Genomic DNA, 13,706 nt, shown 5'->3' with positions numbered 1-13,706 from the left:
TTTTATTTTGAATTTAAAATCATATTTTTTCCTCATAAGAATGCACCCCAATAATTTGATTTGTTTAGGTCAAATATTTGGGTTCACATCAATCTTTTTCAATCTCGTGAGTTTACTTCCTCATTAACTCACATCTTTCCTAATCTCGTGGGTTTACTACCTCTTTATCTCATATTCTCCCCAAATCACATAAATCTATTACTCATTTTCACATATTTTCTATTACAATAAAAAAACATTCAACCTTATGGCTGAACGCTTTTATATTAGTTTTGATTATTATTTTGATCTTTTAAGTTTTGGTTATTTTCTTGTTTCTGTTTTTTAGATTGTTCTCTAACGACTCTACGTGTAACAATTCTAACTAATTTCATTAATGCTCTTTCTGGTCTCATTTATATATCCTCCTTAGAATATGCATTACTTACATATAACCGTAGAATCACTTTTTAAACATAAAAAAAACGAGACTGGCATCTTATTCACATATAAGATACGCCTGTCTCGCTTTTAAAAATACTTTATTATCCTAAGTTACCAAATTTCACAACGTCACGTGCAATCATAACTTCTTCGTCAGTTGGAATTACAATAACTTTTACTGGTGAATGTGGGTAGTTGATGAACGCTTCTTCTCCATGTAAACCTGTGTTTAAGCGTTGATCCCAATAAACACCCATGAATTCTAATCCTTCTAATACTTTAGCACGAACTGTGTCAGAGTTTTCCCCTACACCAGCTGTAAATACAATTGCATCTAAGCCGTGCATTCTTGTAGCATATGATCCCATATATTTATGGATTCTAGATGCGAATACATCTAATGCTAATTTAGCACGTTCGCTACCTTCGTTAGCATCTTGCTGAATATCTCTTAAGTCACTTGATGAACCTGAAATACCAAGTAAACCTGATTCTTTATTAAGGATATTTAATACTTCTTCAGCATTTTTACCAGTTTTCTCCATGATGTATGGAATTAAAGCTGGGTCAAGGTTACCTGAACGTGTACCCATTGTAACACCTGCTAATGGTGTGAAGCCCATTGAAGTATCAACAGATTTACCACCGTCAATTGCAGCAATAGAAGCACCATTACCGATATGACAAGAGATAATTCTTAATTGATCTAATGGACGATCTAATAATTCTGCTGCTCTTTCAGATACATATTTATGACTTGTCCCATGGAAACCATATTTACGAATACCGAAATCTTTATAGAAGTTGTAAGGTAAGCTGTATAAATATGATTCTTCTGGCATTGTTTGGTGGAATGATGTATCGAATACTGCAACGTGTGGGATACTTGGTAATAATTTTCTAAATGCTTTAATACCCATGATGTTTGCAGGATTGTGTAATGGTGCTAAATCAGTTAATGATTCGATTTTAGCTAATATATCTTCAGTAACAAGTGCTGATTCTGGGAATAATTCTCCGCCGTGAACAACACGATGACCAGTACCTTGAATATCATTAATGTCTTCGATGATATTGTGCTCTTTTAAAGCTTCAATCATGATATTTACTGCAACTTCATGATTTTCAATATCTAATGTTTTTGTGATTTTTTCCCCGTTTACCGAAATTGAGAAAATTGAATTTTTCAATCCGATACGCTCGACTAATCCTTTTGTGATAACTTTTTCTTCAGGCATCTCAAATAATTGGAATTTTAAAGATGAGCTACCAGCATTAATTGCTATAATTTTTGTCATTTAGACTTCCTCCTGATAATACTATTCTATACTATTTAAACACTAATACAGTTATGAATCAAGCATTAATACAGTTTATAAAGAATGATTTTCTTTCATCCATTCATCTACTTCTGATAAAAACGTTTGCAATTGAGATTGTGCCTTGAAATCTGGTATATTTGCTAGCAATACTTCAACACTCTTAGTATTTCCAGGGTCTTTCTTCTGTAAAATCAATAGTGATTTACGTGATTGTTCTGTCTTGAACAATGAATTAGGAAAGTTTAAAAATGCTTGCATTTCTGTTTCTGTTGCAATATATTTTTGAAGCTGTTTCACTTCTTCACCTTCAAAGATATTTGTTGGTACGATTAAGAATACATAACCACCTGGTCTTGTTGCTGTAACAGCTTGTTCTAATAATAAATAATGACTATAACTATGCCCTTCATCAAAGCCTAATTTCATCTCTTTACTGCGTTCATCAACTGGATAATATCCGACTGGTAAATCGCCGACAATGACATCCGCTTCTTCTAAAGGTAGTGGCATAATAGCATCTTGTGGGTATACATCAAATGGTATTTCTAAGAAGTTAGCTAAATGTATACTTACACGTTGTAATACAGGATCTACTTCAATCAAGTGGTGCATCAATGTCTTATCTTGATTTTGTTCATTGATTGTTGCACTCAAATGTCCTGTACCACTTGCAATATCTACAATGTTTAATTCTTTTTTGTTTTTATTAAATAAGTTTACAAGGTAGCTTAAAATAAACCCAATTGAATCTGGCGTCATTTGATGATTGGGTTGAATCACTTCTTCTTTTAATAAACTTAAATAAGCAAATTGGAACGCTTTTCTTCGTTCTTGTAATGTTGATTGTTCTAAAAGATCTCTTTGGTTTGTATAAATGTCTTCCATTGCCAAACCAAGATTCTCTATATAGCTTTGTCCATTCTCGTCGTGGAGGTCTTTACTTTTTACATCAAGTTTTTCAAATAATACTTCCATCATATTCTTTTCTTCAGTCATAATTGCCCTCTTTCGTATAAAAAGCTGTCCACTAAATGGACAGCAGTTTATGGTTGTTAATTAGTCTAAATTTTTAAATGCTTCTAAAGCTTTGTCATAGTCAGGATGGTTTGTACCTTCACTCACTATTTCTGCATAAACAACTTTATTATCTTTGTCCAAAACAAATACTGAACGTGCTAATAAACGAAGTTCTTTCATGATAACACCATAGTTTTCACCAAATGATAAATCACGGTGGTCACTTAATGTAATCACATTATCTAAACCTTCAGCTGCACACCATCTTTTTTGAGCAAATGGTAAGTCGTTAGAAATCGTTAAGACAACGCCATCTTGTTCATTTGCAGCTTCTTCATTAAATTTACGTGTTTGTTGACTACACACGCCTGTATCTAAAGAAGGTACGGCACTAATAAGTTTCTTTTTACCTTCATAGTCTTTTAATGTCTTTTCAGATAGGTCGTTTGCTAATACAGTAAAATCAGGTGCTACTGAACCTACTTTAACTTCCTCACCTAATATTGTAATTGGTTCATTCTTGAATGTAACTTGCGCCATAAAAAAAGCCTCCTTATTCTTGATAAATATATTTTATCATGATTAAAGAGACTTTAAAATTCTTTTGATTATAACTTAATTATCCAATCACATTTTGGAAGTCTTTTCTCATTTGAACATATTTGTTTTTGAGAACGACTGTTTCCCCAAAATAGTCATGAATACCTTTATGCTTTTTCGTAAATGCTACTACAATATATGGAATGCCTAATAATGCACCAGAGATAATTCGCCCGATCCATTCTCTAAATAGAACATCCTTCAATTTGAGCGGTTGTGCATCTTCTCGATAGACACTTAAACCTAAGATCATCTTGCCTAGTGTTGCTTTAAAATAATACGTCATCAACACGAAATATAAATAAAATATTAAGGCACTTGCCATATTTTCAACACTGAAGTATGGAACCCACAGATATGAAGTATTAATACTTGTAAGTGCAAATATCGGACTTAGTACAATACCTTTAAATCCTGCTAAAGCTAAAATATCGATGATATAAGCTAAAAATCGGACCCAGAATCCAGCAAATACGATGGATTTAATATCAGACATATATTTATTGACAGTACGCTCAATTTCACTTTGTTCACGTGTAGTAGCGACTTGTTCATAACTTGTTTCTGTCATTACAATCCCTCCTTATTCACCGTATAAATACATAGGTTGTGGTGATTTATTCGCTTTAATTAAGGCTTCGTATTTAGTCATATCATCTAAACCTATCATAGAAGAAAGTTTACTTTTAGCAGCCATTGGGAAGTTTAAGAATCCTCCTGTTGTATCATACGTTATAACTTGTGCATGTTTTGATTTTATGTCACTTCTTAATGCTTTAATAGCATCATCTTCATAACCAATTTCATCAATTAAACCGTTTGATTTAGCTTGTTGTGCAGAATAAATTCTACCGTCAGCTAATTTCTTAACTTCTGATTCTGACATATGTCTACCATCTTTAATGACATTTACAAATTGTTTATAACTATCATCAATGATGGATTGCATGATATCACGTTCTTCTTTCGACATTTCTTTCATTGGGTTCAAGATTTGTTTATGTTTACCAGAAGTTACAGATTCATCTTTCACACCTAGATCATTCGCAAGTTCTGAATAATTAATGCTTGAGATAATAACCCCAAGTGAACCTGTTAATGTTTGTGATCCTGCATAAATTTTGTCAGCTGGTGTTGAGATATAATAGCCACCTGATGCTGCCATATTTTTCATTTGAACATAAACTTTTTTATCTTTAGCTTTAATTTCTTCTAATTTTTTATGTATTTCATCACTTTCATATGTTCCACCACCTGGTGAATTGACAACTAGAAGTACACCTTTAACTTGATCGTCTTTTTTAATTTTATCAAGTTGTTTTAAGAAGGATTGATGATTATACCCTCCACCACTAAATAATGACTCTTGGACACCTGTATCTTGAATGGTACCATCTACTGATAATTTAACAATTTTGCTACTACTATCACTACCAGATACGACAGACTCACTTATGCCATCTGAATCTGTTACTGCTTTTTTCCACGAATCGTCTAAAAATATGCCAACTGTGCTGACAACTATACCACCTACAACTAAAACAGCTGCGATGATTATCGCAATAATTCGTTTAGACATAGTATCATCCTTTCTATTTTAAATATTTACATTTATAATAATAACAGACTTTAATAATAACTGTAACTTTTGGGAGGAACAAATTATGACTTCGTATAAACGTATTTATTTATTTAGTTCAAAAGACCGTGACGTATTAGAAACACGTGAAAAAATCCAGAAAGAAATGGAACCACACGGATTTGAATTTGTTTCAAATTACGATGATGCAGATATTATTGCTTCAGTCGGGGGAGATGGGAGTTTCTTACAAGCTTGTAGAAAAACGAACTTTAATAAAGACAAAGTTTATATTGGTATCAAAACACGACTAGATCAGAATTACTTATATGTTGATTTTAGTATAGATGACATTCCACATTTAATTGAATCTATTGATTCTCATGAAGTAAGTGTCAGAAAATATCCTGTCCTAGAAGTAAACTTGAATAACCAAATGTCTTATATGTGTTTAAATGATTTTTACATTAAATCAAGCGTCATCAAGCCGATGAAGATGGAAATATACATTGACGACGAATACTTCGAGGCATTCAACGGAGACGGTTTATTAATTTCAACACCAACAGGATCAACTGGATATAACAAATCATTAGACGGCGCAATTATTGACCCTAAAATTAGAAGCATGCAATTAACCGAAATCGCGTCACTGAATAATAACAATTTCAGAACAGTGAGTAGTTCAGTAGTATTGGGTGATACAAGAACCCTTAAAATCATTCTTGATAAAGAAGGTAACTATTATCCAATTATGGGACTAGATAATGAAGCATTAAGTATTCAAGAAACAGACTTTATTTCACTTAGAATTCAAGATAAATATATTCGAACATTGAAATTACCTCAGAATTCATTCTGGAGTAAAGTACAAAGAAAATTCTTATAAAAATAAGCAACAACCTCATAAATTAAAACACCTTAGCGCATAGACGCTAAGGTGTTTTTTTACATAAAGTGACTACTAATATAGTCATATAGATTTTTGAGAATTAACGTTATCGTTACAATAATAAATAATACTTTAACGTAAGATACGCCTTTTTTAATTGCAAATGTAACCCCTAAATACGAACCGATTACCATAGATACTGCCATACTTAATCCATAGATATAATTGACATGTCCTAAAACCATAAATAACAGTAATGCACCTATGTTAGAAGCAAAGTTTAAAAATTTAGCATTTCCGGCTGCGTGTAAATAATCAAGACCAATCATTAATAAAGCAAATAGGAAGAATGATCCTGTTCCGCCTCCAAGAAATCCATCATAATAACCAATTACCGTTACACCAATAATAAACAAGATTGCTTTTTTTAGTGACAATTTCTTATATCGATTAATGTCTCCCCAATCTTTTTTTACAATTGAGTATATGGTTACAAGTGCCAATATAATGATTGCCAATGGCTTTAAATATTCTGGTGGTAAATATGTAGCCGTAATCGCACCAAATATCGAACCTACAAAGGATAATGGAAATAATTTACCTACAATATCGAAATCTACTTTCTTCGCTCTTATAAATTTCATCGTACTCGTAAATGAACCGAATGAACTCGCTAATTTATTTGTACCTAGAGCTGTGGCTGGATCCATTCCTACTGCTAGTAATGCAGGTAAAGAAATCAATCCTCCTCCACCTACAACTGAATCGATAAACGATGCAATTAAACCAAACAAAATAATGATTAATAATATATTTAAATCAAACTCCATATGGATATCTCCTCTACTTTAATGATAACGACATCCCAACGTTCGTATTAAAGTAGTTCATCCATCCATTCGTCTTTTTGTTGATTCAAATCATCATGCTTAGAAATTGTAAGTGTTTCTACATTTTTAACCGCTTCATCAATTAGTGGACCAAAATCAAATTTTGATTCAAAATATTCCACTTTTTCTAGTTTAGGATTTGTCTTTGGATTTTTTGGTGTAAATATCGTACAACAATCCTCAAATGGTTGAATTGATAAATCAAATGTATTAATAGCTTTCGCTTTTTTAACAATGTCTTCTTTATCAAATGTAAGTAACGGACGTAAAATCGGCATTGATGTTACGCTATTAATAGCATACATACTACCTAAAGTTTGGCTCGCTACTTGTCCTAAGTTCTCACCATTTACAATTGCATGTGCACCGATTTCATGTGCTACTTTCTCAGTAACTCTTAACATCATTCTTCTTGTACTTGTCATTGTATAGCTTTCTTCAACAACTTTATGAATTTGCTTTTGAAGTTCTGTAAAAGGTACAATATGCAATTTGATATCGCCTGTTAAGTGTGCAAGTTGTTTTGTTAAATCGATTACTTTTTGTTTAGCCTGTTCACTTGTATACGGCGGACTATGAAAATGAATAGCTTCAATTGTCACGCCTCGTTTCATCACTTCCACACCTGCTACTGGTGAATCTATTCCACCTGAAAGCATAAGCAATGTTTTACCACCTGTCCCAACAGGTAATCCACCAGCGCCTTCAAGTACGCGGTTGTACATATAAATAGCGTCTTTACGAACTTCTACTTTAATTTTATGATCTGGTTGTTTAACATTTACTGTTATGTGATCAGTGTTTTGAAGTACATGCCCACCTAACTCTTGTTGCAATTGAAAAGTATCAAGTTCAAACGTTTTATCAGCACGTTTGACGTCAATTTTAAATGTGTCTCCATCTTTAAAATCATGCGCAAACTTTAAAGCGACTTCTTTCATTAAATCTAAATCTTTTTCAATTCGAACTACTGGACTTACAGAGTGTACGCCAAACACAGTTTGAATTCTGCTCATCATTTCTTCAATGTCAGAACCTTCGTGTACATCGATATACATACGGTCACGATTTGCCCGTACTTTATAACCTTGAAGTGGCATTAATCGGCTTTTGATATTTGCTTTTAATTTATTCACAAACATATTTCTATTACCTGTTTTTAAAGTCAGCTCTCCGTATCTCACTAATATGTGATCATAATTCATATTTTATTAACTCCTTTACCTCTTTATATACTTTATCAAAGGCATCTTTAAAACGTTCTATTTGTTCATTCGTTAAATCTGGTGCAATACTTATTCTTATACTTCCTTCAATAACAAGGTTACTTAATCCCATTGCTTTTAACGTTTCGTTATGAGAACTTTTCTTTGAAGAACATGCACTCGTTGTAGACAAATAAATTTCAAATTTAGAAAATGCATTGACTAATACTTCACCTTTAACGCCTGGAAAAGAAATATTTAATATATATGGTGCTGCATCGATTGGTGAATTAATCAAGACACCTTTATATTGTTCTACAAAAGCTCTAATTTCTTTACCTCTTTGACTTAATACTTGAGCATTATCTTCCATATGATCGTTCATTATTCTCATCGCTTTTGCTAATGCAATATTGACAGGTGCATTAACTGTACCGCTTCTTAAGCCTTGCTCTTGTCCGCCACCAAATATAATTTGTTTAATCGATTTAATTTGTTTAATTGCCAGTATACCTGAACCTTTTAATCCGTGGAATTTATGTGCGCTTAAACTATAACTATCTGCTAAATTAATATCTAATGGTAATTTTCCATAACCTTGTACACCATCTACATGAAAATGTACTTTAGGATAACCTTTTAAAATTCGACTAATTTCTTCAATTGGTTGAATCTGCCCCATTACATTATTGACATGCATGCATGTAACAAGAACAACATCATCGTTAAGCAATTCTTGTAAAGATGATATATCTAATTTCCCATCCTTCGTCGTTTTAATATATTTCAAATTAAAACCTTCGTCCTCTAATCCTCTCATCGTTTCAAGAACTGACGGATGTTCCATTTTAGTTGTAAGGATTGTGTTACCAAATCTCTTCTTCGCTTTGGCCATCCCTTGAAGTGCGATATTATTCGATTCAGTAGCACCACTTGTAAATATAATATTGAATGGATCTTTTAAATTTAAATATTGCTTAATATTTTCTCTTGCTTTATCAAGTAAATGAGCAATCTTTATGCCGGCAGAATGAGGACTATTTGGATTGAAAAAGTAATGTTGATTCATTTGTGTATATGTTTGAATAACGTCCTCATTAGGCTTTGTCGTTGCAGCATTATCAAGATATATCATACTGTCACCTCTTTTTTTCATTATATAATGATACCACAAGTCATTTCGTATAGATATACTAATTGACTTAGAAAAAACATCCATGAACTCAGAAAAAAATAAAGGCAAAGACATTTACCATGTCTTCGCCTTTATAACGTTCTTATCGTTTATTTACATCTTCTTCTATTTTTTCACTGATACCCGGTTCTACTTTTTCAAGTGCCGCTTCAGCTATTTCAATAGCACGTTTATATCTATTGTTAGCAAACAGTCTTTCTGCTTCATTAAGACTCTTATTCAGTTCATTATTTTCTTTTCTATATCTATTACCATATTGAATTAATGTTTCAGCATGAACAGCATTAATAAGTACATCTGTTGTTTCATCTTCAAATTTATTCATTTGAAGTACAATGTTACTTACTTTATCTTTCACATATTGTACATTAATAGGTCTTTGACTAAAGATTTTATTTACTTCACGAATTTCGTGATCAATTTCATTTTTCATAATGATAAATCTTTCAGGTACACTTGGTAAATTAGATGCTAATAAATTTCTATATATTTCTTCTTTCTTAGATTGAACACGTAATGTATTTTGTTGAGCTGTAGCTTCGTCTTCTCTAAGAGAAACTAAATGATTTTGTATTTTTTGTTGGTTATCATTAATTACTTTAACATGTTCTTCTATATATAGAAGATTATCTTCAACTTCACTATAGCGTACATTTGTTTTAGCCATTTCACCTAAAATTTCATCGTATACACTGATTAAGTTTTGAATTTCATTCTCATACTGTCTTACTTTATGTACATCTTCTTCAGAAATATAATAGTTCTCTTTTACATATTCAATTTCAGTTTGAAGTGTGTAGTTCATATCTTTAGCATGGAATAATTCATCTGTAATAATTTCTTTAGATTGTTCGACAGTATTTTTAGATTTTACTTCATGTTCAATTAAATCATACATATCATCTAAAGAATCATTAATTTCATTAATAATGCTTTCAGCTTTCGTTAATTCTAATCTTCCAATCAATGGTTCAACTAAATTTAATTTGCCACGTAATGTTTGAAGCGTCCCTTCTACTTTAACGTGTTCAAGGTTATAACCTTCAACTTTCAAATCTCTACATCCAAATTTCAAGTCTTGGAATTGACCTGGTAGTTCTTTTTGTACATCTTTGATTAATAATGGAATTTCCTCCATATCTTCTTGCATACGTTTCATATCCGTATTCAATTGATCGATATGACCACTTGCTTTAATGTAGTGTCCATCTTCAACAAGTTCTTCATATTGTTCAATTCTAGGTAGAAAAGCTTCGATGTTTTTTTCGATTAGTTCAGCAGCATCCCCAAACTGGTGTCTATTCGCTAATACTTCTCTCTTCGTTTCTCTATAAATCTGTTTAGATTCATCGTATAGTTTGTCGCTTGTTTCCACTGTTGTCATTAATTCTGTAACACTCTGAGTTAAGCGCGTATATTTCTTTTCTATACCATCCATTATTTTGTTAGCATCAGCAATACTTTCTTCTGATTGTGAGAACTTAAATTTATCAAGTTCTGCATCAGCATCATGAATTTTTGCATCTACAACTTTTAAATCTTCTTGTAAAACAGTTTGCCATTCTCTCTTAAATTGGTCATACTTGTCTTTAGCTTCACCATGGATATTTAATTTTTTAAGCTTAGCTAATTCATCTTGAAAAGGTAATTGCTTAATTTTTTGCTTACGCTGCTCAGTCTCAGTAATCAAATTTCGCTTTGATGTACGCAACCATAACATTATACCAATACCAATTAATATAATGATTATAACTGCAAGTGTTATATAAATTGCCATTATGTATTCTCCTCCTAAATCGTTCTCTTTATTATAACGTAAAATATATATCCAACAAACCTTTTTCTATGCAAAACATATTCAAAATCATAAAATAGTAATATAATTCAAATAAACATTGAAATGAGGAATAAAAATGTCAGAACAACAACTAGATTATTCATTACTCAACCGCCAATTAGATGGTTTATTATCAGGAGAACAAGATTTAATTGCTAATTTAAGTAATGCATCTGCGTTCATCAACCAATTCTTACCAAACATTAATTGGGTTGGGTTTTATCTTATTAAAAATAATGCCTTAAAACTTGGTCCATTTCAAGGATTACCAGCTTGTGTAGACATTGAAATTGGTAAAGGGGTTTGTGGAACAGCTGTTGCCGAAAAGCAATCACAACTTGTTGAAGATGTTAATCAATTCCCTGGACATATTGCATGTGATGCGAATAGCCAATCAGAAATCGTTATACCTATATACTATAACAAAGAAATCATCGGTGTGTTAGATATAGATGCACCTGTTAAATCAAGATTTGATCAAACTGATCTTGAAGGGTTAGAATTACTTGTCAAAACGCTAGAAAAGCATATCCATCTTTAAAATATAAATTGACATGAACAAAACAAAAATGTATAATGACTTTTGTGTGAATTAACGAAAGTAGCAGTTAAATATTATAAGGCTCTATGTTATTCCCAAAGAAGGCGTGTTGTGTAACCGCGGCTGCAAGGTGAAGGCACACAAATATAACATATCCCTATGAGCATTTAACATTCTTTCTTGTTTCTTCATAACAATCAAACAAGAAAAAGGAGGAACTTCAAAATGGCAAGATTTAGAGGTTCAAACTGGAAAAAATCACGTCGTTTAGGTATTTCATTAAGCGGCACAGGTAAAGAATTAGAAAAACGTCCTTACGTACCAGGACAACACGGTCCAACTCAACGTAAAAAATTATCTGAGTATGGTCTTCAATTACAAGAGAAACAAAAATTACGTTACATGTACGGAATCAACGAACGTCAATTCCGCACTATTTTCGATAAAGCTGGTAACATGAAAGGTATCCACGGTGATAACTTCATGGCACTATTAGCTTCACGTTTAGACGCAGTAGTTTACCAATTAGGTTTAGCTCGTACTCGTCGTCAAGCACGTCAATTAGTTAACCACGGTCACATTACTGTAGATGGCGCTCGTGTTGATATCCCATCTTACACTTTAAAACCTGGTCAAACTATCAGTGTTCGTGAAAAATCACAAAAATTAAACATCGTATTAGAATCAGTTGAATTAAGTCATCACGTTCCTGATTACTTATCATTCGATGCTGACAAATTAGAAGGTACTTTCGTACGCGTTCCAGAACGTAGCGAATTATCTGCTGAAATCAATGAACAATTAATCGTTGAGTACTACTCTCGTTAATCTTTGTTCAAACAAAACCACTTTCATTTCGAAAGTGGTTTTTTATTTTATAATTGATGACTTCATCCATTCATCTAATAAATGTGCGTAATCCGATATTAAACCATCAACACCCATCGCTAACATTTTTTGAGCCGTAGATTTATTATTTATCGTATACGGTAATACCTTAAGTTGCGATGCATGTGCTGCCTCTACAAATTTTCTCGTTACAATTTTATAATTCGGATTAATATAGTTTGCATACTCCCCTATTTTCTTAATTGCCCTTTTACTTATAAAACGGTTTTTCTTCTTAATCAATACACCTAATTCAATATCTGGCAATAAAGTGCTTATTTTTTGAATTGAATTTCTATTGAATGACTGAATCATAATTTGATTGTACGAAATATCATGTTGTTTGATCATAGCGATAATATCCGATTCAATATTAGGATAGTTTTCTGGTTGCTTGATTTCTATTAGAAGCTTTATATGTGTGTCTTTTATTAATTTAAGTACATCTTGAAATAACGGAATTTGCTCACCAATATATGCTTGACCTTTCCATTTACCGACATCATATTTTGTCAATGTTTCATAAGTTAATTTATTGATGACCCCTTTTTCTTGTGAAGTACGGTTCGTCGTTGGATCATGAATAACAACAAGTTCACCATCAATCGTTCTATGTATATCTATTTCTAGAACATCTATATTGAATTCTATTGCACGTTTAAAAGAAATCATTGTATTTTCTGGTGCTAATGATGGAACACCTCTGTGTGCAATTTTTAATTTGCAATTTTGATTATTCACATTCATTGTCTACTCCTTTAAAATCAGTCATACTATAGATTATACCCAAATATTTTTAATTATAGAAAGGAACATGAATATGACAACACATATTTTTAATTTAAAAGGAACATGGACTAAAGGCAGAAATGCTTCTGGCCATATCACAACTGATAATTTATCTACACGCGTATCAATCCCTGTAGTAATGGACGGACCAGAAATAGGTACAAATCCAGACGAGATGTTATTAGGTGCAGCTTCAACTTGCTATATGATTACATTGGCGGCAATGATTGAACGTTCTGAAATTGATATCGAAAGAATCGAAGTGGATTCTAAAGGTCATGTTGATTTTGAAGATGGCGTGATCACTTATAGAAAAATAGAACATTTCCCTATTATTTATTTATCTGAAGAACCAGATGAAAATTTACAAAAAAGATTAAACAGACTTGTTCAAAAAGCAGAAGAATCTTGTATGGTAACACGTGCTTTAGCTGGTAATGTTCAAGTTGTAGCAACAGGTGAAATAAGATTTTAGTAATGAAAGCGTTTTAATCGGAATTTTCAATAAATTCACTATTATTTTACTAT

The 13,706-nt window shown here is 32.1% G+C and carries 15 protein-coding genes; 4 read left to right on the top strand and 11 right to left on the bottom strand.

What is annotated here, in order from left to right; translation table 11 throughout:
* Positions 1-266: 266 nt before the first annotated feature.
* The 6 genes from LQ686_RS14180 to sppA form a co-directional block, all read right to left on the bottom strand.
* On the bottom strand, positions 267-395 hold the full coding sequence (locus tag LQ686_RS14180) for a hypothetical protein (protein ID WP_258028098.1): 129 nt from the start codon (positions 393-395) through the stop codon (positions 267-269).
* A gap of 129 nt (positions 396-524) precedes the next feature.
* Positions 525-1,721: an acetate kinase gene (locus tag LQ686_RS06370; protein ID WP_107565174.1), complete on the bottom strand. Its 1,197-nt coding sequence runs from the start codon at positions 1,719-1,721 to the stop codon at positions 525-527.
* Between the two features lie 75 nt (positions 1,722-1,796).
* Positions 1,797-2,741, bottom strand: coding sequence for a class I SAM-dependent methyltransferase (locus LQ686_RS06365; protein WP_025905503.1), 945 nt, complete (start codon positions 2,739-2,741; stop codon positions 1,797-1,799).
* A gap of 60 nt (positions 2,742-2,801) precedes the next feature.
* Positions 2,802-3,302, bottom strand: a complete 501-nt coding sequence (gene tpx, locus LQ686_RS06360; RefSeq protein ID WP_025905504.1) for a thiol peroxidase — start codon at positions 3,300-3,302, stop codon at positions 2,802-2,804.
* A 79-nt stretch (positions 3,303-3,381) separates the two neighbouring features.
* A complete protein-coding gene (locus tag LQ686_RS06355; RefSeq protein ID WP_025905505.1) occupies positions 3,382-3,933 on the bottom strand; it encodes an RDD family protein in 552 nt (183 codons plus the stop codon).
* A 12-nt stretch (positions 3,934-3,945) separates the two neighbouring features.
* Positions 3,946-4,941 carry a signal peptide peptidase SppA gene (gene sppA, locus LQ686_RS06350; protein ID WP_025905506.1) on the bottom strand — a complete coding sequence of 332 codons (996 nt, stop codon included), beginning with the start codon at positions 4,939-4,941 and terminating at the stop codon, positions 3,946-3,948.
* An 85-nt stretch (positions 4,942-5,026) separates the two neighbouring features.
* On the opposite strand from sppA, the gene LQ686_RS06345 reads away from it, so the two are divergent.
* Complete coding sequence (locus tag LQ686_RS06345; RefSeq protein WP_025905507.1) at positions 5,027-5,830, top strand: NAD kinase; 804 nt, start codon at positions 5,027-5,029, stop codon at positions 5,828-5,830.
* Between the two features lie 59 nt (positions 5,831-5,889).
* Here LQ686_RS06345 and LQ686_RS06340 read toward each other — a convergent pair whose 3' ends face one another.
* The 4 genes from LQ686_RS06340 to ezrA all read right to left on the bottom strand — a co-directional run bounded on the left by LQ686_RS06340 (position 5,890) and on the right by ezrA (position 10,900).
* Entirely contained in the window at positions 5,890-6,663 is a 774-nt protein-coding gene (locus LQ686_RS06340) for a sulfite exporter TauE/SafE family protein (RefSeq protein ID WP_025905508.1), read from the bottom strand.
* 47 nt (positions 6,664-6,710) lie between these two features.
* Positions 6,711-7,928, bottom strand: a complete 1,218-nt coding sequence (gene thiI / locus LQ686_RS06335) for a tRNA uracil 4-sulfurtransferase ThiI (protein ID WP_107565173.1) — start codon at positions 7,926-7,928, stop codon at positions 6,711-6,713.
* Entirely contained in the window at positions 7,918-9,063 is a 1,146-nt protein-coding gene (locus LQ686_RS06330; protein ID WP_025905510.1) for a cysteine desulfurase family protein, read from the bottom strand. The genes thiI and LQ686_RS06330 overlap by 11 nt, the downstream gene beginning before the upstream one ends.
* Before the next feature lie 142 nt (positions 9,064-9,205).
* Positions 9,206-10,900: a septation ring formation regulator EzrA gene (ezrA, locus tag LQ686_RS06325; protein WP_037588531.1), complete on the bottom strand. Its 1,695-nt coding sequence runs from the start codon at positions 10,898-10,900 to the stop codon at positions 9,206-9,208.
* A 136-nt stretch (positions 10,901-11,036) separates the two neighbouring features.
* Between ezrA and LQ686_RS06320 the strand changes: the two genes are divergently transcribed.
* Positions 11,037-11,501 (top strand): GAF domain-containing protein, encoded by a 465-nt coding sequence (locus LQ686_RS06320; RefSeq protein WP_103361546.1) that lies wholly within the window; start codon positions 11,037-11,039, stop codon positions 11,499-11,501.
* Between the two features lie 225 nt (positions 11,502-11,726).
* The gene (gene rpsD / locus LQ686_RS06315) at positions 11,727-12,329 is read left to right on the top strand and encodes a 30S ribosomal protein S4 (protein ID WP_025905513.1); all 603 of its coding nucleotides are present in this window, start codon (positions 11,727-11,729) and stop codon (positions 12,327-12,329) included.
* A 42-nt stretch (positions 12,330-12,371) separates the two neighbouring features.
* On the opposite strand, the gene LQ686_RS06310 is transcribed toward rpsD, so the two are convergent.
* A complete protein-coding gene (locus LQ686_RS06310; RefSeq protein ID WP_025905514.1) occupies positions 12,372-13,136 on the bottom strand; it encodes a glycerophosphodiester phosphodiesterase in 765 nt (254 codons plus the stop codon).
* Between the two features lie 73 nt (positions 13,137-13,209).
* Here LQ686_RS06310 and LQ686_RS06305 point away from each other — a divergent pair, with 73 nt between their 5' ends.
* Entirely contained in the window at positions 13,210-13,653 is a 444-nt protein-coding gene (locus LQ686_RS06305) for an SACOL1771 family peroxiredoxin (protein ID WP_025905515.1), read from the top strand.
* Positions 13,654-13,706 lie beyond the last annotated feature (53 nt).

The organism is Mammaliicoccus sp. J-M41 (assembly GCF_022385935.1).
GTDB lineage: Bacteria > Bacillota > Bacilli > Staphylococcales > Staphylococcaceae > Mammaliicoccus > Mammaliicoccus sciuri_A.
This window is presented reverse-complemented; position numbering and strand designations above follow the sequence as displayed.

What these genes read in the sequence shown, in the direction of transcription:
- LQ686_RS06340 (WP_025905508.1), bottom strand. Translation starts at nt 6,663, where the DNA reads ATGGAGTTTGATTTAAATATATTATTAATCATTATTTTGTTTGGTTTA.
- LQ686_RS06355 (WP_025905505.1), bottom strand. Translation starts at nt 3,933, where the DNA reads ATGACAGAAACAAGTTATGAACAAGTCGCTACTACACGTGAACAAAGT.
- LQ686_RS06305 (WP_025905515.1), top strand. Translation starts at nt 13,210, where the DNA reads ATGACAACACATATTTTTAATTTAAAAGGAACATGGACTAAAGGCAGA.
- rpsD (WP_025905513.1), top strand. Translation starts at nt 11,727, where the DNA reads ATGGCAAGATTTAGAGGTTCAAACTGGAAAAAATCACGTCGTTTAGGT.
- LQ686_RS06320 (WP_103361546.1), top strand. Translation starts at nt 11,037, where the DNA reads ATGTCAGAACAACAACTAGATTATTCATTACTCAACCGCCAATTAGAT.
- LQ686_RS06365 (WP_025905503.1), bottom strand. Translation starts at nt 2,741, where the DNA reads ATGACTGAAGAAAAGAATATGATGGAAGTATTATTTGAAAAACTTGAT.
- tpx (WP_025905504.1), bottom strand. Translation starts at nt 3,302, where the DNA reads ATGGCGCAAGTTACATTCAAGAATGAACCAATTACAATATTAGGTGAG.
- LQ686_RS06345 (WP_025905507.1), top strand. Translation starts at nt 5,027, where the DNA reads ATGACTTCGTATAAACGTATTTATTTATTTAGTTCAAAAGACCGTGAC.
- LQ686_RS14180 (WP_258028098.1), bottom strand. Translation starts at nt 395, where the DNA reads ATGAGACCAGAAAGAGCATTAATGAAATTAGTTAGAATTGTTACACGT.
- LQ686_RS06330 (WP_025905510.1), bottom strand. Translation starts at nt 9,063, where the DNA reads ATGATATATCTTGATAATGCTGCAACGACAAAGCCTAATGAGGACGTT.
- LQ686_RS06310 (WP_025905514.1), bottom strand. Translation starts at nt 13,136, where the DNA reads ATGAATGTGAATAATCAAAATTGCAAATTAAAAATTGCACACAGAGGT.
- sppA (WP_025905506.1), bottom strand. Translation starts at nt 4,941, where the DNA reads ATGTCTAAACGAATTATTGCGATAATCATCGCAGCTGTTTTAGTTGTA.
- thiI (WP_107565173.1), bottom strand. Translation starts at nt 7,928, where the DNA reads ATGAATTATGATCACATATTAGTGAGATACGGAGAGCTGACTTTAAAA.
- LQ686_RS06370 (WP_107565174.1), bottom strand. Translation starts at nt 1,721, where the DNA reads ATGACAAAAATTATAGCAATTAATGCTGGTAGCTCATCTTTAAAATTC.
- ezrA (WP_037588531.1), bottom strand. Translation starts at nt 10,900, where the DNA reads ATGGCAATTTATATAACACTTGCAGTTATAATCATTATATTAATTGGT.